This is a genomic window from Hanstruepera sp. CR43, from assembly GCF_055227665.1.
Genome location: NZ_CP200078.1, coordinates 817485 through 839643, shown reverse-complemented (window position 1 = coordinate 839643; position 22159 = coordinate 817485). Strand labels below are relative to the sequence as shown.

17 protein-coding genes and 1 pseudogene are annotated in these 22159 nt (G+C 36.0%); 11 read left to right on the top strand and 7 right to left on the bottom strand.

Annotated features, from left to right (window positions below; genetic code table 11):
- Window positions 1-7 precede the first annotated feature (7 nt).
- The 9 genes and pseudogenes from ACKXGU_RS03660 to ACKXGU_RS03620 all read left to right on the top strand — a co-directional run bounded on the left by ACKXGU_RS03660 (window position 8) and on the right by ACKXGU_RS03620 (window position 9797).
- Window positions 8-1390: pseudogene (locus tag ACKXGU_RS03660) on the top strand (HTTM domain-containing protein).
- Window positions 1371-3794, top strand: coding sequence for a TonB-dependent receptor domain-containing protein (locus ACKXGU_RS03655; RefSeq protein WP_463467404.1), 2424 nt, complete (start codon window positions 1371-1373; stop codon window positions 3792-3794). The pseudogene ACKXGU_RS03660 and the gene ACKXGU_RS03655 overlap by 20 nt, the downstream one beginning before the upstream one ends.
- A gap of 86 nt (window positions 3795-3880) precedes the next feature.
- On the top strand, window positions 3881-4318 hold the full coding sequence (locus ACKXGU_RS03650; protein ID WP_463466711.1) for a thioredoxin family protein: 438 nt from the start codon (window positions 3881-3883) through the stop codon (window positions 4316-4318).
- Window positions 4319-5299, top strand: a complete 981-nt coding sequence (locus tag ACKXGU_RS03645; protein ID WP_463466710.1) for an FAD:protein FMN transferase — start codon at window positions 4319-4321, stop codon at window positions 5297-5299.
- Window positions 5296-5505 carry a DUF4266 domain-containing protein gene (locus ACKXGU_RS03640; RefSeq protein WP_463466709.1) on the top strand — a complete coding sequence of 70 codons (210 nt, stop codon included), beginning with the start codon at window positions 5296-5298 and terminating at the stop codon, window positions 5503-5505. The genes ACKXGU_RS03645 and ACKXGU_RS03640 overlap by 4 nt, the downstream gene beginning before the upstream one ends.
- Window position 5506: 1 nt before the next feature.
- Window positions 5507-6799 carry a DUF3570 domain-containing protein gene (locus tag ACKXGU_RS03635; protein ID WP_463466708.1) on the top strand — a complete coding sequence of 431 codons (1293 nt, stop codon included), beginning with the start codon at window positions 5507-5509 and terminating at the stop codon, window positions 6797-6799.
- Between the two features lie 55 nt (window positions 6800-6854).
- On the top strand, window positions 6855-7559 hold the full coding sequence (locus ACKXGU_RS03630) for an Insecticidal toxin complex protein (RefSeq protein WP_463466707.1): 705 nt from the start codon (window positions 6855-6857) through the stop codon (window positions 7557-7559).
- Between the two features lie 73 nt (window positions 7560-7632).
- Entirely contained in the window at window positions 7633-9105 is a 1473-nt protein-coding gene (guaB, locus tag ACKXGU_RS03625) for an IMP dehydrogenase (protein ID WP_463466706.1), read from the top strand.
- Between the two features lie 50 nt (window positions 9106-9155).
- Entirely contained in the window at window positions 9156-9797 is a 642-nt protein-coding gene (locus ACKXGU_RS03620) for a sterol desaturase family protein (RefSeq protein WP_463466705.1), read from the top strand.
- 1 nt (window position 9798) lies between these two features.
- On the opposite strand, the gene ACKXGU_RS03615 is transcribed toward ACKXGU_RS03620, so the two are convergent.
- From ACKXGU_RS03615 to ACKXGU_RS03600, 4 genes are read right to left on the bottom strand one after another with little or no spacing between them, the layout of a single operon-like run.
- Window positions 9799-10035, bottom strand: a complete 237-nt coding sequence (locus ACKXGU_RS03615; RefSeq protein ID WP_463466704.1) for a hypothetical protein — start codon at window positions 10033-10035, stop codon at window positions 9799-9801.
- Complete coding sequence (locus ACKXGU_RS03610; RefSeq protein ID WP_463466703.1) at window positions 10004-10636, bottom strand: phosphatase PAP2 family protein; 633 nt, start codon at window positions 10634-10636, stop codon at window positions 10004-10006. The genes ACKXGU_RS03615 and ACKXGU_RS03610 overlap by 32 nt, the downstream gene beginning before the upstream one ends.
- 48 nt (window positions 10637-10684) lie before the next feature.
- A complete protein-coding gene (locus ACKXGU_RS03605) occupies window positions 10685-11917 on the bottom strand; it encodes a M48 family metallopeptidase (RefSeq protein WP_463466702.1) in 1233 nt (410 codons plus the stop codon).
- Window positions 11918-11922: 5 nt separating this feature from the next.
- Window positions 11923-12726, bottom strand: coding sequence for a TrmH family RNA methyltransferase (locus ACKXGU_RS03600; protein ID WP_463466701.1), 804 nt, complete (start codon window positions 12724-12726; stop codon window positions 11923-11925).
- 36 nt (window positions 12727-12762) lie between these two features.
- On the opposite strand from ACKXGU_RS03600, the gene ACKXGU_RS03595 reads away from it, so the two are divergent.
- Window positions 12763-14961: a T9SS type A sorting domain-containing protein gene (locus ACKXGU_RS03595; protein ID WP_463466700.1), complete on the top strand. Its 2199-nt coding sequence runs from the start codon at window positions 12763-12765 to the stop codon at window positions 14959-14961.
- A gap of 66 nt (window positions 14962-15027) precedes the next feature.
- A complete protein-coding gene (locus tag ACKXGU_RS03590) occupies window positions 15028-16668 on the top strand; it encodes a T9SS type A sorting domain-containing protein (protein WP_463466699.1) in 1641 nt (546 codons plus the stop codon).
- 41 nt (window positions 16669-16709) lie between these two features.
- Here the strand turns inward: ACKXGU_RS03590 and ACKXGU_RS03585 are convergent, their stop codons facing one another.
- From ACKXGU_RS03585 to ACKXGU_RS03575, 3 genes are all read right to left on the bottom strand, one after another.
- The gene (locus ACKXGU_RS03585; RefSeq protein WP_463466698.1) at window positions 16710-18014 is read right to left on the bottom strand and encodes an amidohydrolase family protein; all 1305 of its coding nucleotides are present in this window, start codon (window positions 18012-18014) and stop codon (window positions 16710-16712) included.
- Between the two features lie 12 nt (window positions 18015-18026).
- A complete protein-coding gene (locus ACKXGU_RS03580; RefSeq protein ID WP_463466697.1) occupies window positions 18027-20999 on the bottom strand; it encodes an amidohydrolase family protein in 2973 nt (990 codons plus the stop codon).
- 88 nt (window positions 21000-21087) lie between these two features.
- The gene (locus tag ACKXGU_RS03575; RefSeq protein WP_463466696.1) at window positions 21088-22149 is read right to left on the bottom strand and encodes a DUF3810 domain-containing protein; all 1062 of its coding nucleotides are present in this window, start codon (window positions 22147-22149) and stop codon (window positions 21088-21090) included.
- Window positions 22150-22159 lie beyond the last annotated feature (10 nt).

The window sequence follows — 22159 nt, the reverse complement described above, 5'->3', positions numbered from 1 at the left end:
TTTTTGGATGCAGTTTAAATTAAAAACATATCTGATTGCTAAAACGGATGCAGCACCTCTGGCAGTATTTCGCATATTGTTTGGTGTCATGATGTTGTATAGTATCATCCGTTTTTGGGCAAATGGTTGGATTGAAACACTGTATATTGAATCTAAATTTCATTTTTCGTATTATGGTTTCGAATGGATACAACCTCTTGGACATTATACTTACTGGTTGTTTGGATTTTGTGGGCTTTCAGCTTTGCTCGTTGCTTTGGGACTTAAGTATTGAATAGCCATTATTAGTTTTTTCTTAAGCTTCACTTACATCGAGCTTATGGATAAAACAACCTATTTAAATCATTATTACTTTATAAGCTTGTTGAGTTTTTTAATGATTTTTCTGCCGGCTAATGCCTATTTCTCTTTAGATAATCTTTTAAAAAAAACAAGCTTTAAAACGATTCCTAAATGGACTATTGATAGCATTAAATTACTTTTGGGAATTGTCTATTTTTATGCAGGATTGGCAAAGCTCAATTCAGATTGGTTGTTTAAAGCCATGCCGTTAAAAATATGGTTGCCCTCAAAGTATGATCTGCCTTGGTTGGGACAAGGGTTTATGCAGCAGGAATGGTTTCATTTCGCGATGAGCTGGGGAGGTATGCTTTATGATTTACTTATCCCATTTTTATTGCTTTACAGAAAAACCCGATGGTTTGCGTTTGCATTGGTTATTTTCTTTCATGTCTTTACAAGAGTATTGTTTCCTATAGGAATGTTTCCTTTTATCATGATTGTCTCTACCCTTATTTTTTTTGATGCTGATTTACATCAAAAAGTTATTTCAGCTTTAAGAAAAGTCATGAAGTTGTTGTCACCCCAAAATCAATTAAGTAGCGAGAAATTCAACATAGCTAAAAAAGAATACTCATCAAAAAAACAAAGGGCAGTGCTCATGGTTTTAAGTGTGTTTTTTGTTATTCAGTTGTTGTTTCCATTTAGATATTTGTTGTATCCTGGGGAATTGTTCTGGACCGAGGAGGGTTATCGATTTTCATGGCGTGTTATGCTTATGGAAAAAATGGGCTATACAACATTTACCATTAAAGATGCCAAAACAGGGAAGCAGTTTACAGTTGATAATACCGATTTTTTAACGGCTTTTCAGGAAAAACAAATGAGTTTTCAACCCGATTTTATTTTGGAGTATGCCCATTTTTTAGGAGACCATTTTACATCTCAAGGGCATAAAAATGTTCAGGTTTTTGCTGAAAGTTATGTGGCCCTTAACGGACGGTTAAGTCAGCCTTTTATTGATAAAACAGTCGATTTATATAAAGAAAAAGAATCATTCTGCCATAAAAGGTGGATTTTACCATTTAATGATGAAATTACGGGATTGTAATATATTTTGGATACTCATTTTGAGTATTTCAGCCTATTCGCAGCATAAAATATCGGGTATTGTTACACATGCCAAAACGAACAGAGCTATCAGTCAGGTTTCTGTTTATGATAAAGATTCCGGATTGGTAGCCACAACGAATACTTCAGGATATTATGAGTTTGAAACAAACAAAGACAATATCACTATGGTGTTTTTCTCATATGAATTTGAAGTTTACGAATTATCGCTAGCAGTTTCAGAAAATAGTGAAGTAAATGTTCAATTAAATGAATTGTCCGTAACACTTTCTGAAGTAGAAATAACAGCTAGAAAAACTCAAATATTTGAACTATCCAGATTAAAAGATGTGGAAGAAACCGCCATTTACGCCGGTAAAAAGACCGAAGTGGTTTTGGTAGAACAATCTATGGCCAATTTGGCTTCAAACAACGCTCGTCAAATTTACAGTCAGGTGGCTGGATTGAATATTTATCAAAATGATGATGCGGGTTTGCAATTAAATATTGGTGGTCGTGGTTTAGACCCCAATAGGACAGCTAATTTTAACACAAGGCAAAATGGTTATGATATCAGTGCGGATGTTTTAGGCTATCCTGAAAGTTATTATACGCCAGCTTCAGAAGGATTGGAAGAAATTCAAGTAATCCGAGGAGCAGCTTCACTACAATATGGAACACAGTTTGGAGGACTGATAAACTTTAAAATGAAACGTCCAAATCCAAACAAGCCCTTTGAGCTAATAACAAGAAATACTTTAGGAAGTTATGGTTTATACACCAATTTTACCAGTGTAAGTGGTACCCAAAACAAATGGAGTTATTATGGGTATTTTAATTACAAAAAAGGGGATGGATTTAGACCAAATTCTGAATTTGAATCAAAAAATGTATTTGCACATGTAGGTTATGAATTTTCAAAAAGGACATCATTAACCGGAGAGATAACATATCTGCATTATTTGGCACAGCAAGCAGGAGGGCTCACGGATCAAATGTTTTATACAGATCCTTACCAAAGCAACCGAAGGAGAAACTGGTTTCAGGTAGATTGGTTTTTATATAATTTAAAGTTGAATCACAAAATTTCGAAAAATACAAACTTTACATTTAATTTCTTTGGGCTTAATGCGTCACGTGATGCTCTAGGATTTAGAACGAATAGAGTGGACCAAATTGATCCGAACACAGAACGTGATTTAATAAAGGGGGATTTTAAAAATTTCGGTTTTGAAACCCGGTTATTGAGTAAGTATCAAGTTTTACAAAAAAATGCAACATTTTTAATAGGAGGAAAGTTTTACAAGGCTGATAATTTTCAACGGCAAGGACCTGGCAGCGAAGGTACCGGACCCGATTTTAATTTTTATAACGATCGGTTTCCTAACTATGCCAACCAATCGCAATTTGATTTGCCAAATTTGAATGTAGCAGTTTTTGGAGAAAATATATTCTATTTAAACGATAAATTGTCATTCACACCAGGCATGCGTTTTGAATATATAAAAACGCAAAGCGACGGGTTTTACAAGAACATTAATACCGATGCCGCTGGTAATGTCATTTTTGAAGAAACCATTGAGGAAAATCAAAATTTTGATAGATCATTTATCTTATTGGGAATCGGAATGAGTTATAAGCCAACATCGAGCATGGAAATATATGGAAATGTATCACAAAACTATCGTTCGGTAACATTTTCGGACATTAATATTGTCAACCCTGCTTTTGCTATTGACCCTAATATTACGGATGAAAAAGGCTTCACAGCCGATTTAGGATTCAGGGGACGGTTCAAGGATGTTTTGTCATATGATTTGGGTGTTTTCGGTCTTTTTTATAACGGTCGAATAGGATTCGTACAGGATGTTCAAACAGATGGTCGTATAATAAGTTTAAGAACGAATGTTGGTGACGCAGTCATGTATGGTGTTGAGTCATTATTTGATATTAATTTAAAAAAAATTGTAGGGTTTAATAATGAGTTTAGCTGGAATTACTTTCTAAATACCTCCTTTATCAATTCAGAATATACAGAATCGAAGCAATTGGGTATTACAGGTAATAGTGTGGAATTTGTTCCAGAGATAAATATTAAAACAGGACTTAAATTTGGGTATAAAAATTTTGCAACAAATATTCAATATACCTATCTATCCCAACAATATACTGATGCAACAAATTCAGTAGATGCCAATATCAGCGGTGTCATTGGGGAAATTCCTGAATATGATATTTTAGATATATCATTTTCTTACACTTATAGGCGCTTTAAATTGGAGGCGGGTGTAAACAATGTATTAGATAGTGCATATTTTACGAGAAGGGCTACAGGTTATCCAGGTCCAGGTATCATTCCTTCAGCACCAAGAAATTGGTTTGCTACGTTACAGATAAGGATATAGAAAATCATATGTAACATTAGTTGCATAATAATTAAAATAAATGTTGTTCATTTACGTTTTGAAAGTATCTTCTTCAAAGATTTTAAATGAAAACATATTTTACAATATTATTACTGACCGTTGTTAGTTTTAATACCTTCTCTCAAAATTGGAACCACAATTTTAAAGAGGCTCAATTAGAGGCCCAAAAAATGCACAAACCAATGATCTTGGTTTTTTCTGGTTCAGATTGGTGTGCACCATGCATCAAGTTGGACCAACAAATTTTTCAAAGTGATGCCTTTATAAACTATTCGGATGCCAATGTCGTATTGGTTAAGGCTGATTTTCCACGAAAAAAACAAAACGCCTTGTCTGAAGAATTACAAACCCAAAACAGGGGTTTGGCTGAAAAGTATAATAAAAATGGTTTTTTTCCATTGGTGCTGGTTTTGAATGAAAGCGGACAGGTTTTAGGAGAAATGGGTTATGAAAAATTAGAACCCCAAGCCTATATTGATAAACTGAAATCATTTGTCAAGTAAATGAAATATTTTCTGCCTCTATATTGTTTTTTTATAGTGTCTCAACTGACTTTCTCACAAGGAACCTATAAACGGACATTAAAGCTTATGGGCAGCCGGTTTGATATAACTGTTGTCGCACAATCTCAAGAACAAGCAGATGAGTATATCGATGATGCCGTCAATGAAATTCAACGTATTGAACGTTTAATTTCATCATGGGATCCAAATTCTCAAACCTCTCTAGTCAATAAGAATGCTGGTGTTAAACCCGTTGTTGTGGATCCGGAATTGTTTAATCTGATTAAACGTGCCATTGGTATTTCAAAACTCACGCAAGGTGCTTTTGATATTTCGTATGCCTCCATGGATAGAATTTGGAAGTTTGATGGTAGTATGACTAAAATGCCTGAACCCTCTGAAATTGAAGAATCGGTTTCTGAAGTAGGCTATCACAATATCATTTTGGATGACGATAATCATAGTGTATTCTTGAAATTAAAGGGAATGAAAATTGGTTTTGGTGCCATCGGCAAGGGTTATGCGGCAGACATGGCTAAAGAACTATTGAAGAAGAAAGGTGTTTCTGGAGGGATTATTAATGCTTCAGGCGATATGAACACCTGGGGTTACCAAACCAATGGTGAGCCCTGGCGAATTGCTATTACAAATCCGTTGAATAAAGATCATGTTTTTGCCATGTTACCAGTAGATAATCGCGCTATTGTGACTTCTGGAAATTATGAGAAATTCGTGAAGTTTAATAATGTACGTTATTCCCATATCATAGACCCCAGAACGGGTTATCCAAGTACAGGTGTTATAAGTGTTAGTGTATTGGCTCCCAAAGCTGAACTGGCGGATGCTTTGGCGACATCTATTTTTGTTATGGGTAAGGATATTGGGTTGGATTTTGTAAATCAGCTCAATCAAATAGATTGTATCATTATTGACGAAGCCGGAGCTATATTTTACTCCGATCATATAAAACCAAAAGAATGAATAAGTTTTTAGTGCTTTCTGTATTGGCGTTAACATTATCTTCCTGTGTAACAGTTAAGGAATATGATAAGGTAAACATTAACGACCCTGAAATGGTTCTTTCTGCAAAAAAGATAGAACGATTTGAAACCAATTTCCAGTTATACCGCGAAGGCTCTTCAGGAGCTAATGGAGGAAAAACAGGTGGAGGCTGTGGTTGTAACTAACATGAGAAAGATAATAATCATAGCATTGTTTTCCTTGATAGGAGGGATGACCTTTGCTCAAGACATTGAAACAGAAAAGACAACATCCTACAAAAAGAAGGTCTTGGAAACTAACGAAGTTGATTTCTTGATGAGCTACTATACGCAAGATGGTACGCATGCGGCCGTTTCAGGAGGGATAGGAACCGAAAAATTAACCGATATCACACCAACTATTGTTGTGGCTATACCCTTAAACAGTGATGATGTTTTAACCGTTGATGCAGGTATTTCTGCCTATTCATCGGCATCTTCGAGTAATATTAATCCGTTTGATTCACCGCAGCCTGCAAGTCCTTATTCGGATTCATCAGGTGCTTCAGCTTCCGATGTTTGGACAGGTGGAACCATCAGTTATGCGCATAGTTCTGATAGTAGAAATCATATTGTTGAAGGCCATTTAAGTGTGGCTTCGGAGTATGATTATTTTTCCATTGGTTTTGGAGGAAGCTATACGCACTTGTTTAATGAAAAAAACACCGAAATCAGTATTAAGGCCAATGTATTTTTGGATAGTTGGAATCCACAGTATCCTATTGAATTACGTCCTGGCTTTTCTAGCAGTGATATTGTAGGCACAGGAACCTACAATCCATTTAAATATCAAGCCTTTAACGATGAAAGCCGAAATTCCTATAGTGTATCACTAAGCTTTTCACAAATATTGACCAAAAATTTGCAGGCTTCAGTTTTTGTGGATTTTGTGCAACAGCAAGGGCTTTTGTCCACACCACATCAGCGTGTATATTTTAAGGATCAACCAGATTTTTATATTGATGATTTTCAGTTGGCTGACGATGTGGAGCGCTTGCCAGATTCCAGATTTAAAATTCCAATTGGTATGCGGTTAAACTATTTTTTAAATGAACGATTGACATTTAGAACCTATTATCGTTTTTACAATGATGATTGGGGTGTGAATTCGCATACAGCCAGTATTGAAGTACCTTTTAAAATATCGGATAAGTTTACAGTGTATCCTGTTTATCGCTTTTATACACAAACTGCGGCAGACTATTTTGCACCTTATGAAATGCATCTTTCAACACAAGAATTTTACACTTCAGATTATGATCTATCTAAATTTCATAGTCATCAATATGGATTTGGATTTAATTATACGGATATTTTTACAGCCATGCATATTTGGAAATTTGGCTTAAAGAGTATTGACTTTCGATATGGTTATTATGATCGAAGTGATGGTTTGACAGCCAATATTTTTTCTGCAGGCTTTAAGTTTTTATTGGATTAAATAGCTCTTGATAATAAAATTTGTTTAATAGCATAGACCCTCGTAATATTATAACATGAAATATGCTTGGGTTTTTATTTTATGGTTTTCTTTTTTTAAGGTCTCTGCCTCGGAATGGCAATCTTTAAAAGAATATCAAAGGCAAACAGGACTATTAGAACTGATGCCTTCAGATTGGTTGAAATCAGATAGGAAAAAAAATAGCCAAGTTTGGCAACAAGCCAATAACTACAATTTAGAAAATCAACTGCCCCAGGAATATCAGACCATTATGCAACGGCGTGACTTTTATGAATGGTACTATAAAAGTTTGGAAGCAAAGGGTCATGAAGTCATTTGGCCTAAAATGGCACATTATATATCTAAAAAATTACGATTGACCAAGGCCTTTCCTTTTAGTTTGTTTACTAAAAAATCAGTTAAGGAATATGCCTACCAAGGTAGCGAGATGGTTTTTAATTCGGTTTTTTTGAAGTTAAAGGCTATTTACAATTCTTCTAAAAAGTTACAGGATTCAACGGCTATTGAATGGGACAAGGAAATATTGTACTCGGAACAGTATCATTGGCTTCAGGAAATTTATGCAGATATTGATGCAGAAACTCTTAAGACCATCAAGCGCATGTCCCAAGGTAAAGGGTTTTATGCGCTTTTGGTTCCTTCAGAAATACGCTTTAAAGGCAACATTACAGATGCTAAAACGCGTTACGAGTATGCTTTAGGAACATTGCGAGACTATTGCAAAGCACATTATAAATAAATTAACCCTTACTTAAAAGATAGTTACTGTTTTAAGTTGTATATTTGCATGCAATTATAATCGTAATTGCATCATGATCGCACATCAAAATAAAATATTAGGAGAAGGTCTAACCTATGACGACGTCCTATTAGTTCCAGCTTTTTCAGAAGTCTTACCTAGAGAAGTTAGTATTACTTCAAAATTCTCAAAGAATATTGCTTTAAATGTTCCTATTGTATCCGCAGCAATGGATACCGTTACCGAAAGTAAAATGGCCATTGCTATTGCACAAGAAGGCGGTATTGGTGTATTGCACAAGAATATGACCATTGAGGAGCAAGCTTCCAAGGTGCGTAAGGTGAAACGAGCTGAAAGCGGTATGATAATCGATCCGGTAACCTTACCATTGACAGCTATTGTTAGAGATGCCAAAGAAAATATGGCAGAGCATAGCATTGGTGGTATTCCAATTGTAGATGATCATGGTGTACTGAAGGGTATTGTTACCAACAGGGATTTGCGATTTGAGAAAGATAATAATCGTCCTATCATTGAAGTGATGACTTCAGAGAATTTGGTTACGGCAGGACAAGGAACCTCTTTAGTTGATGCAGAAGATATTCTTCAGGAAAACAAGATTGAGAAATTACCCGTAGTTGATGATGATTATAAATTGATTGGTTTAATCACCTTTAGGGATATTACGAAACTCACCCAAAAACCAATAGCTAACAAAGATTCTTATGGACGTCTACGTGTGGCAGCTGCCATTGGTGTAACAGGAGATGCTGTTGATAGAGCAGAGGCCTTGGTGAGTGCTGGTGTTGATGCTATTATTATTGATACGGCTCATGGGCATACGAAAGGTGTTGTAAATGTTTTAAAAGAAGTTAAATCAAAATTTCCAAAACTGGATGTCGTTGTTGGAAATATTGCCACTGGTGAAGCTGCAAAATATCTGGTTGAAGCTGGAGCTGATGCTGTGAAAGTAGGTATTGGACCAGGTTCTATATGTACTACAAGGGTTGTAGCCGGAGTTGGATTTCCGCAGTTTTCAGCCGTTTTAGAAGTAGCTGCAGCTATAAAAGGTTCTGGAATCCCAGTAATTGCAGATGGTGGCATTCGTTATACCGGTGATATTCCTAAAGCTATAGCGGCAGGTGCTGATTGTGTGATGTTGGGTTCTCTTTTAGCTGGAACGAAAGAATCTCCAGGTGAAACCATTATCTATGAGGGTAGAAAATTTAAATCTTATCGCGGTATGGGTTCTGTGGAGGCTATGAAGCAAGGGAGTAAAGACCGTTATTTTCAGGATGTGGAAGACGATATTAAAAAACTGGTTCCTGAAGGTATCGTCGGGCGAGTGCCTTATAAAGGTGAGTTAAATGAAAGCATCCACCAGTTTGTTGGTGGTTTGAGAGCTGGTATGGGTTATTGCGGGGCCAAGGATATTCCGTCACTGCAAGATAAAGGACAGTTCGTGAAAATAACAGCATCTGGTATTAATGAGAGTCACCCTCATGATGTGACCATTACCAAGGAGTCTCCAAATTATTCGCGGTAAACCATTAATTACTTGGAATTATTTTTTTATTTTTAAGTAAATAAAAAAATATGAGCCCGAAGGTTACAACAAAATTTGAAACTGGTCAGGCGCAAATATTCAAGAATCCCGTTTTAGAGCGCCTAACCAAAACAGACCCGATATCAAATGTCATTGTTTACGGGATGGTAAGTATTGGTATGGCGTATCTGGCGATAGGTATTATTAAGCTATCCGTTTTACAATTTGTCATACTTTTTTTATCAGGTTTATTATTTTGGACTTTTGCAGAATATGTGCTTCATAGATATTTATTTCATTGGATAACAGAATCCAAATGGGTGCAACGCTTTCATTTTATCATGCATGGCTCTCATCATCAATTTCCTAAAGATGAAGAACGACTGTTAATGCCACCTTTCCCAGGAATTATTTTGGCCTCCATGCTGTTTGGTATGTTTTATCTGGTATTTTGGTTGGTAGGTTTTTCCAATTTGGTTTTTGGGTTTTTCCCCGGCTTTTTTATTGGATATTTGATGTATTCGTTTGTGCATCGCGCCATTCATGTTAAGCGACCTCCTAAACGATTTAAAAATTTATGGCTACATCATAATTTACATCATTATCAATACCCGGAAAAAGCTTTTGGTGTATCCAATACCTTTTGGGATAAGGTTTTTGGAACGATGCCTCCAAAACCAACAAAGCGATAAATTACTTGTTGTAAATCTGCCCTCTGTGGGGCTTAAGTGCATCCCTAACCGTTTTCATGTCGGTCTCATTCACCACCAAATAAGCAACACTGTGCATTTCTGAAATAACCTCATAGCCTGTGATACCTAACTCTAATTTTTCAATAGCTACATATTCCTTTAAATGAATGGCATGATGACTGGCAGTTTGAATAGAGTTCGGACCTCTAAAGTCCCAAATAAGTTTTATTTGATGCATAGATAGCTTTCTTTAATTTAAAATTGATATTCAAAGTTACAACATGTCCCTGTTTTCCTGAATAAAAACCTACCTCTAAATTTGGTTTCTTTTCATATGGTTTTGTAAAAATATAAGTACTTCCAATTCCGACTGTTGCACCACCAAGCACATCCCATATATCATGCCACCCATCAGGACCTTCCATACGACTGACTCCCACTACAGCGGCCATTAAGTATGCCCATTTCCCATATTTCCATCCATAGCGACGTTGAATAAATGATGCACCGCTGAAGGCGGATGTGGTATGACCTGACGGAAATGCATCATATAATTCGCGACCTTCAGGACGAGGTTTATGTATAATGCGTTTTAAGGAATGTGTTATTACAATGCCAGTTGTATAGGAAAAAGCAAATTGTTTGCTGCCTTGCCAGTCTTTTTTAATGATGGTTGTCAATCCAGCAGCAATTGGCAGTGCTAATTGTAGAATGTCACCGGTATCTTCAAGGACGTATTCCCATTTCTCATGTTTGCTGTCATTGGGTTCTGGGGTTTGTGATAACGCACTGAAATACATTAGTGTACATAAAACAAATAGGAAAATGACCTTTCTCATTTATGGATTGGTTATACCTATAAAACTGTAAAACTAACGAGATTATTGTTAAGTCTTTAAATTTTGTATTCTATCCAGTAGCGTAGGATGCGAGTAATGCATAAACACATAAGCTGGATGCGGTGTTAAGTTACTTAAACTATTTTTAGATAACTTTTTTAATGAGGTAATTAGCGGTTCAGCTTTATAGGTTTCCTTGGCATAATTATCGGCCTGATATTCAAATTTTCTGGAAAACCAATTCATTATTAATCCTGTGATTTCTGATATAGGCGAATACAATAGTCCAAAAGCAATCAATCCAATATGGAAACTAGGTATTTCAACTCCTAATGCGTTCGATAATAGCGGATTGGATATAAAAATGGATAGAATATATAAAGTCAATCCTGTCAATGCAATAGAGGTGATTAAGTTGAAAATGATGTGTTTTCTTTTATAGTGTCCCACTTCATGAGCTAACACTGCAACTATTTCTTCCTCATCTAAATCATTAATTAAGGTGTCGTATAACGTAACCCGTTTTTCACTGCCGAAACCTGAAAAATAGGCATTGGCTTTAGTACTGCGTTTGGAGCCATCAATGACAAAAATCTTGTTCAGCTTAAAACCGACTGTTTCAGCATATGCTGAAATTTTATCTCGCAAATCGCCAGCTTCCAAGGGTGCTTGTTTATTGAATAAGGGAACTATTAGACGGGAGTAAAACATATTCATAAAAACAGTAAATACAGTTACCAATCCCCAGGCATATAGCCAAAAATAACTGCCAGTAGCATTATAGAACCAGATAATGGCCGCTAATATTCCACCACCTAAAATGCTCAACATAATCCAACCTTTAATTTTGTCAAGAATAAAAGTCTTTTTTGTGGTTTTATTGAATCCAAAACGTTCTTCAATTACAAAGGTTTTGTAGTATGAAAACGGGGTTGTGAGTATATCGCTGCCAATCATGATGATTCCAAAAAATATTAAAGCAATCAAAATAGGATTTTCAGAATAGTTCCTGGCGATATTATCAACATACTCAAACCCATCTAAAAACAAAAAGGCCAGTGTTAATAGCAATGAAAATGTTGAGGTCATAATACCAAATTTATAATTGGTCAGTTTATAAGCTTGGGATTTTTTATATTCAGCATCATCATAAACATCCTCAATGGATTCGGGAAGATTGTCATTAAAGTGCTTGGCATTAAGTGCATCCAATATTTTGTCAATGATAAAATTGAGAATAATAATGGCTATGATAATCCAAAAAAGCGTAGTAGCAGTCATGATAATTATTTGAAATCGCGTTGTCTTTTGGCTTCAAAAATAAGAATTCCAGCGGCAACTGACACATTCATGGAGTCTATTTCTCCTTGCATGGGAATGATAATATTTTGGGTAGATTCCTGAAGCCATTCATTGCTTAATCCAGTGGCTTCTGTTCCTACGACAATAGCCGTTGGTTTTGTGTAATCTTGTATATGATAATCTTGTGAGGCCTGCAAAGCCGCACAATAAATAAGGATATTGTTTTTTTTCAAAAACTGAATAATTTCAGAGGTGGTTCCTGTCGCAATTTGATTTGTAAATAAGCAACCAACGCTGGAACGAATAATATTCGGGTTGTATAAATCGGTTTTAGGATTGGCAATAATTACAGCATCTAAATTGGCGGCATCTGCCGTGCGCAATAGTGCACCTATATTACCTGGTTTTTCAGGAGCTTCTGCTACTAATATTAATGGATTTTGTCTGTTAAATATCAGATTATTGATGTTATGGTCATTGGATTTAGAAACCGCCAAAACACCTTCGGTTGTATCGCGGTGTGCCAATTTTTGATACACATCTTTAGAAATTTCAATAAGTTCTGTGGACTTGCTCGTTAGTTTGGTTACAGCTTGTTCCGATATTAATTCAGGCAGAAATAAAATGTCTGATAAATCATAGCCGCCTTTTGTGGCAAGTGTTATTTCGCGAACACCTTCAATTAAAAATTGACCAGATTGTTTTCTGGAACGTGATTTCTCCTTAAGCTGGTAAAGCTCTTTGATAAATGGGTTTTGGGTACTGGATATTCGTTTAAGTTGCTCCAAATCTTTTTGTTATCTTTAATGCAAAGTTATGGCAATATGAAACAAAAATTACTTTTTCTGATATTTATTCTGGTATCTTTTCTAAATACAATTAATGCACAAACACCTTGTGGTATAACCGAGTTAACAGCTTGTGATGATAACGATGACGGTTTGGCCATATTTGATTTGACTGTTTTGGACGATATCTATCCATTTTGCATGGTTGATGCAAGTGCCAGTGATTACAACCAACCAACCCATCATTTAACACAGGCCGATGCTGATACGGGTGCCAACCCAATAGCCAATCCAGAAGTATATGAGAGTACAAATGGTCAGGCCATATTTATGCGCGCGGAGCCATTAAATTCTTCAACGCATGATGTATTGGTTTTTGAAACTTATGAATTGGTTGTCCATTGTCCAGACCCTTCTTTCTTCCTCATGCCAAGTTGTAATGGTGCTCTAGTAACCATACTAGGTGATTTTGGAGGCACTTTTAGTTTTGATCCAGTACCAACTGATGGTGCTTCGATTGATCCTATAACAGGAATAATTACAGAAGGAATACCTGGGGAAACATACTGTGTTACCTACGCATTTTCAGGAACCACAACGGTCTCTAGTACAGAATGTGTTACGCTATTACTTAGTGATGATTCGAGTTTTTTTATGACACCAACGTGCGACGGTGGAACCGCAACAATAACAGGTACTCCAGGAGGTGCTTTTATTTTTAATCCGGATCCAGGTGATGGTGCTGTAATTGATCCTGCAACGGGTTCTGTAACTGGGGCTACAATTGGAGCCATTTATTCTGTTGAATACACTACAAATGGTGCCTGTTCGAGTTCGTTTATAGTAGCTTTTGTTGCTGGTTGTGATGATTATGTAGGGATATTAGATATCAATGCATTTCTAGATGAAAATTCTAATATGATTTTTGACGATTCCGAGGTGAATTATGGAAGAGGTGAATTTACTTACGAATTAAATAATGATGGTATTGTTCACTCCGTGGTTTCAAATTCTGGTAGATTTCTTTTATCGGTGGCGGAAGAAGGGGATACTTATGATGTTGGTTTTACTATATTTGATGAATACAATAGCTGTTTGAATCAGACCATAACTTTGGTTGAGGATGCCACAGCTACGAATAGTGAAACGGTTCGAATAGATTTCCCTTTAGTTCCTATTGGTGAATGTAACGACATTGGGGTATATTTAATTTCTAATGTGTCTCCTAGACCTGGAGTGCCTAATAATAATGTATTAGTTGTGAAAAATTATGGAACTATCCCAATTTCCGGTACTGTTGAATTTACCCATGATGATATATTATCTCTAATTGAAGTTTTTGGTGTGGAATCCGGAAATTCAATTACTAATACAACTAGTGGTTTTATTTTAGAATTTAATGATTTGCTGCCAGGCTATTTGGAATATATAACAATAAGACTTGATGTTCCTACAACTGCAAATTCTGGCGATATTGTAACGAATTCAGTAACATATAATGTTGATGATCTTAATCTGGATAATAATGAGTCTATATTAACGCAAATAGTGGTTAATTCTTACGACCCTAATGACAAAATGGAATCCCATGGGCCTAAAATTGTATGGGATGATTTTACCAGTAATGATTACCTATACTACACCATCCGATTTCAAAACTTGGGAACTGCCGAAGCTATAGATATCCGTATTGAAGATGTCTTGGATTCCCAGTTGGATGCCTCGACATTTAAAATGCTGCATGCCAGTCACGATTATGTATTAACGCGTACAGATAATAACCTGACATGGCAATTTGACGACATTGAATTGCCAAGCGAAAGTATGGACGAACCTAACAGTCATGGCTATGTCTATTTTAAAATCAAACCTATGTCAGGTTATGCTTTAGGCGATGTCATTCCAAATTATGCAGATATCTATTTTGATTTCAATCCAGCAGTCACAACCAATACATTCGAAACAACATTTGTTAATAATCTCTCGATTTCAGAGTATGATAATACAACTTTTTCAATTTACCCTAATCCAACAAACGACATCATTAATATAGTTTCAAAGAGTGAAACCAATGATTTTACGGTAGAGATATTTGATGTTGTTGGAAAATTGGTAATGAAAAAAAGAATAAATGGCAATAGTCTAAATCTTTCGCAATTAAATGCCGGAGCTTATCTTTTGAAGATAAGTTGTTGTGATTCAATGAAAAAAACGTTTAAATTAATCAAGAAATAATAAAGAATTAAAGGGCGTTCTAATTTTTTTTTGCATTTTTACTACTTATAATTAATCGGTATAAAAATGAAAAAAACGACTCTTTGCATTTTAACTTTATTGTATCCCATAATTTATATTACAGCTCAAGTATGTCCACCAAGTGTTTTTTCCAGTGGTCAAGGAAGTCATAATTTAACAATTACATCCAGTGATGAAGATTTTAATATTGTAATTGGGGATTGCGTTGATTTAGTGGCAAGCTATACTGAAATAGGAGAGACTAGTGATTATGCAGTTCGTTCCATCAACTTTAATCCTTCATGGGGTTTTGGTGATGTTGGTTCTGATACGGGTTTATTTGGTGATGATAGATGGAGTCAATCAATTCCTATAGGATTCAATTTTACAATGTATGAAGAGTGCTTTTCTGAGTCGAGACTATCAACAAATGGAGCGGTTAGTTTTGATCCAAATTTAACCACTAATCAATTCCATCATTTTGCACCAGAAGAAGGTGCTTTTATACCAAGCAATACGGATGCAGCTTTAAAAGATGGTAATATTTTTGGGGCAATTCATGATATGGATGCCAATGAAGGTGAAGATCCCACTACATATTACATTACCTATGGAGTAAAAGGCCAAGCACCTTTTAGGGTATTTACTTATAATTTTTTTAATGTTCCCCATTATAACTGTACTAGTTTAAGAACTTTCCAACAAATATATTTTTATGAAACAACCAATGTTGTTGAGGTTTACATTTACCATAAGCCAGTTTGCACTGGTTGGGCAGGTGGAAGAGCAGCTTTGGGAATTCAAAATGTTGCAGGTACTCAAGGTTTGGCAGCACCAGAACGTAATACATCTGACTGGGTAGTTGGTGATCCATCTTTAACCAATGGCGAAGCGTGGCAGTTTTACCCAACTGGTTCAGGAACTTACAGTATCAAATGGTTCGATGAAAGTAATACAGAAATAGGAACGGATAACACGTTAAATGTTTGCCCTACAACTACCACTACCTATACTTTGGAGTTAACTTATACAGCCTTAAATTCATCATGTGAAGAAGTCAATGCTGTGGTTACTCGTTGTGTAACCATTAATGTTGAAGAAGATACAGATGGTGATGGAGTAGCTGATGTTGATGAAGATTTGAATGAAAACGACAATTTGGATGATGATGATACAGATGAAGATACCATTCCTAATTACCTAGATACGGATGATGATGGAGATAGTGTGCCCACTTCGGTTGAAATAAATATTGATGAAGGCAGGATATTGCATAACTTTGTAGATACAGATGGTGATTTAATTGAGAATTATTTAGACAATGATGATGATGGCGATGGTTTGTTGACCATTGAAGAAGATTATAATAACAACGGAGATCCAACAGATGATGACACTAATACCAATGGTATCCCAGATTATTTAGAAAACGGTGTTACATTAAGTGTTGAGAATTACAATGCAACATATTTCACTATTTATCCTAACCCTGTAAATGATATATTAAATATCAGCACAAGTAGTCAATTAGGAAATCAATTATCTATAGCAATTTATAATATTCAAGGCAAGTTAATTTCAGATACCTCGTACAATTTGGAAACAACCAATTTCCGAGTAGATGTTTCTAATTTATCCACTGGATTGTATGTTATCAAGTTTTACAACGATGACATTCAGGAGATAAAAAAGCTCATTATAAATTAGTGTCAAAAAAAAGCCTCAAATTACTTGAGGCTTTTTTTATGCTATTGGTTTTTATATTTATCAGAATACCGTTTTGCCAGCTCTGTTTGATGCGATTCCAAACTAATTTCTCGACCTTGTATAAAAGCATGAGTCAAAATATTGGTTCGCATATCCAAGGCATCACCTTCACTAATAAATAGGGTGGCATCTTTGCCAACTTCCAGTGTTCCGCAAAAATCATCAATACCTAAAATTTTAGCAGTGTTTGATGTTAGAAGTTTTAAGGCTTCTTCTTTATCCAATCCATAGGCAACACAAGTCCCAGCATAAAATGGGATGTTTCGTGTATTAATACGTTCATTCCTGCTTTCGGATTGTAAACCAACGAGTACACCTTGGTCAACCAATAATTTGGCTGCTTTATAAGGTAAATCATAATCGTCATCATCACTATTGGGTCTACTATGAACACCATTCAAAATAACAGGAATATTGTTCTGTTTTAAAAGAGCACCAACTTTATAGGCATCGTAACCACCAACTATGACCATGTCAAGCTTCATTTTTTTACCAAATTCCACAGCGTCTGTAATACCTTTCTCATCATTAACATGTACAAACACTTTTTGCTTTCCGTTGTAGACACCGGATAAACCTTCATAGAGTAAGTTTTTGTCTTTCTTGCCACCTGCTAAATAGGCTTTTGAAGCTGCAAAAAAATCGCTCAATTCGGTTACTTGATCATGATAATTGTCATTAGGTTTTAAAACATTAGGTTCGCCTAACCACCAACGGCCTCTGGAATAGGGACTTGGCCAGTTGATATGGACTCCGTCATCAACCTTTACAGTTGCATCTTCCCAATTCCAAGCATCAAATTGTACGATAGAAGACGTTCCTGAAATACGGCCGCCTTGTGGCGTGATTTGTCCCATCAGGACACCGTTGGGTCTCACAGATTCTACAATTTTAGATTCCGCATTGTAGGCAATAATACTGCGGATATTTGGATTCATTTGCCCAATTTCGTCATTGTCTTGAGTTGCTCTTACAGCATCTATCTCGACCAGACCCAAAGTGGAATTGGGAGCTATAAATCCAGGATAAACGTGCTTGCCTTGAGCATTTATGGTTTCCATTTCGGTTGTGTTAATGCGAATGGTAGTCATATCGGCAACTGTTTCAAGTTTCCCATTGTTAAAAATGATGATACTGTTTTCAATAACCTGTCCATTACCAATATGAGCCGTTGCGCCTACTATGGCAACAGCCTTTTTTTGTTTAAGAGCAGGTGCTTGTTGTGCCTGAATGATGCTTGTTACTAAAAAACATGCAATAATGGTATATAATTTTGTTACGTTCATTTTTCTGGTTTTTTAGTTTACGGTATCACAGTGAAACAATTCATCTTCTTTCTTTTCAATAGGTTTGGTTTTTAAGCCTTTGTTTTTGGCCTGAAGCATCATGGTCGTAAGTTCATTTTTTTCGCGTTTCATAGTGTCACGCATGCGTTTATCACGGTCAATATCAAAATATACAGTACCATCAATAATAGTTTTTTCGGCTTTGGCATAAATCGATAATGGGTTGTCACTCCACAGTACCACATCAGCATCTTTACCTTCTTTAATACTACCAACACGATTGTCAATATGTAATAATTTTGCTGGGTTTAAGGTTACAAATTTCCAGGCTTCTTCTTCACTGATACCCCCATATTTTACAGATTTGGCTGCCTCTTGATTTAAACGCCTGGACATTTCGGCATCATCACTGTTAATAGCAACAACAACCCCTTGGTTATGCATAATCGCGGCATTTTGAGGAATAGCATCGTTAACTTCAAACTTATAGGCCCACCAATCGCTGAATGTTGAACCGCCAACACCATGAGCTTCCATTTTGTCAGCAACTTTATAACCTTCCAAAATATGCGTAAACGTATTGATGTTAAAATTGAACTGCTCGGCGACTTTCATCAGCATATTGATCTCACTTTGCACATAGGAGTGACAGGTAATAAAACGTTCTTTGTTCAGTATTTCAGCAAGAACTTCCATTTCTAAATCTTTACGATAGGGTTTGCCGCTTTTTTTGACTGCATCATAGGCTTTAGCACGTGTAAAATAATCGATATAAACTTGTTCAACGCCCATTCTGGTTTGAGGAAAGCGTGAACGCACATTATCACCCCAGTTGGACTGCTTTACATTTTCACCTAAAGCAAACTTGATGAATTTAGGCGAATTGTTATAGATGAGTTTGTCGGGAGACTCACCCCATTTTAATTTTATAATGGCTGAACGACCGCCAATTGGGTTGGCCGAACCATGTAATATTTGAATAGAAGTGACACCACCTGCCAAATTTCTATAAATATCAACATCTTCAGAATCTACAACATCTTCAATGCTGACTTCGGCAGTGGAATTATGCCCAGCTTCATTAACATCGGCTGTAGCAATGTGCGAGTGTTCATCAATAATTCCAGCAGTCAGATGTTTTCCTGAAGCGTCTATTATTTGAGCGTTTCCAGCACTTAAATTTTGACCAATTTTAGAAATCTTGCCATCTTTTATTAAGACGTCCGTTTGTTCTAAAATACCATCAGTCTCATTGGTCCAAACGGTAGCATTTTTAAATAGAATAGTTTCTGGTTTTGGTAATTCGGTGAAACCATAGGCTTCATTAGGATAGGTTACAGGAAATACTTTTGGTGTGCTTTCTTCCTTTGCTTTATCGTCCTTTTTATCTTCTGAAGCATCTTCTTTTACATTCTTGGTGGCATAAAAGGAAGTCTCATTGCCGTTCGGTAATATGGCAACGCCATTAAAGTTATTGGTTGTAATGATTTTTGACGTTAGTCGCGTATAATCTTGTTTGGTTGAATCAATCCCAGAAAAAATTAACGTTATCCAATCATCATTGAGCATAACCTTAGAACCCAGTTCATGACTGGCTGTTTTAACTTTGGATTTCGGTTTAGTAATTTCTCCAGAAATGGAGACCTCATATTTTTGTCCTGCCACAGTAAATGTATAATCACCACGAATATCTATAGCATCCAATGGTGTAATTTCATGTCTGTCACCTATTGACCAATTTTCATATAAAGTGGTTTCCTTATCAAAAATATCACCAGAAGTGATTAGGAAGTTTGCATAAAAACCTGGTTTTAGTTTCCCCAGAACGGATTCTTTGCCCAAAGTTTTAGCAGGAATAGTTGTTAAAGCTTCCAGAGCTGCTGTTTTATCAAAACCATATTCTATAGCTTTTAAAAGGTTGTCTTTGAATTCTTTAGGCGATTTTAAATCGTGGGTTGTCAAGGAAAATTTGATGCCGTTTTCATTCAAAACTTTTGGATTTGAAGGGCGCTGATTCCATTCACGTAATTCCGAAAGGCCAACAGCTTGTGACAAGAATGGATCCTCCATATCATAGGCATCGGGAAAGTTAATTGGTATCACAAATGTCGCGTTGGTTGCTTTGATGGCCTGAACAATCTCATATTCATCACCACCACCTACAATAACATATTGTGTGCTGAATTCATCACCAACCTTATCAAATCGCAAAGCATTCATTTTGCTTCCTGCATCCATGAACTGAACCAATGATTTATTTTGATTAAAAGCTTCCAATGATCGATCAGTCACTTCAGACAAACCTTTGGCATACCAGTCAGCATCGTAATTTACTTGCTTCAACAACGCAATAGTTCCCATTAATGAGGTAGGGTAAGCCTGATTGGACGTTACACTTTTTCGAGTTGAATAGAACTGGCCACTATGATCGTCTAAAATGCGTTCGGCATCATTTGTATTAGGAGCTAATGCTATAATACTGCCAGTACCTTGAACAATACCATCAGATACATGGGTATTGACAACACCAAAACCAGCCTCGCGTAATTCTTTAGCCGATTTAGCATCAAAATTATAATGTTCAATGGCATGTTGTTCTGGCTTTATGTGATCATTCCAATAATAACCTTCTCGCGACGCATCATATTGAGGGGAATTAGAACGTTCGGCTCGTTGCGGTTTTTTAATGCCAAAATCTGTAAAAACATCAATAAAAGATGGATAGATATGTTTACCGCTTAAATCATAAACCACTGAATTATCAGGAATGTTAACCGATTGTCCACTGGCAACAACTTTACCATCTTTTATTAAAAGGGTTCCATTTTGTATGGTTTCAGTTGGTGAAACGTATATGGTGGCATTGGTAAAGGCTGTGTAATTGGAATTTTCAGCTTTGACACCATCGTTTTTTGGAAAATATTTTTGTGCCGACGAATAATAACAACACAATAAAAAAACAGGAATAATGAGTTTTTTAATCATAGAATTGTTGGTTAGAAATTTTAAGGATTAAAGATAGTCAATCAGATGTGGACAGAAACCCAATTGTTTTATTTTAACATTTCAGGAATTATGGGGAAAGAAAATAATTCACATATAGTGCTACAACATAACTGTATGATTGCATGCCCTTTGTTTGATTGTTGGCAATTAAAAAATTATTGTAGGTTTTTCTAAAAAATGGTTCGGTAGGATTTTTATAGGAATCCCAAAATAGTTGGACTTCTTGATAATTTTTTAGTATACCATAGTGAATGGAATTTAGCAATTCAGCATAAATTTCTGGGTCTCGTTTATAAACTTCATATAAACAATGGCGAAGTGCAAAGGTGTAACCACTATAATTAAAGTAGATGTCATCGTGATGCATGGAAGCCAAGGCTCCGATAAAATTAGCTTCATTTTCGGCAGCATATCCTAACTGATGGGCAATTTCGTGAGAAGCTGTTGTTGGGAATTTGAATGATGGTATAAGTCTATCAACTTGTGCTTCATTGGTCAAAGGATTCAGATAGCCACTAAACCCCATATAGGTGAGAGGTAAGCTATAAAGAGATTTTTTTAGGCTGGACGGCGAATAAGCCAAGTGCGGATATTCTTGCTGTAAATTTTTATACCCTTCAGGCGCTAATTTTAGTATGTCAGTTTTTGAGTACGGTATCTCTATTTTAGCACTATCATCTTTTGAAATAGCCTCATGAGCGTCATTTGATCTATCAATTAGCATTTTGGTTACAGAAACCAGTTGTTCCGTTGTATAATCTGCTTCTAAATTTAAATTCTGGTGTAAAGGCTGCCTATGATAGTTTAAGGCCCATAGAAAATGAAAAGCAAAAAAAACAATGGAAATGGTGGCAAAAATATCGATTAGCCAGTTTTTGGTGTCCTTAACTATTCGCCAACGATTTTTAAAAAACCAGCGAATGACATAGATTATGGAAAGCGTATAAAAAATATCACCAAACGAAAAGGGTAGCCATCCAAAAACCCATCTAAACAGTTTGGAAACCCACTGATACAGACCATTACTGTAATAAGTTTCAACAATTTCAGGAATGTAGGATAAGGCTTTAACAACCAGTATTTGGGGAATTAAAGCCAGAGCAATATATAGCTTTGGGTTTTTGTGCATAACTCAAAAA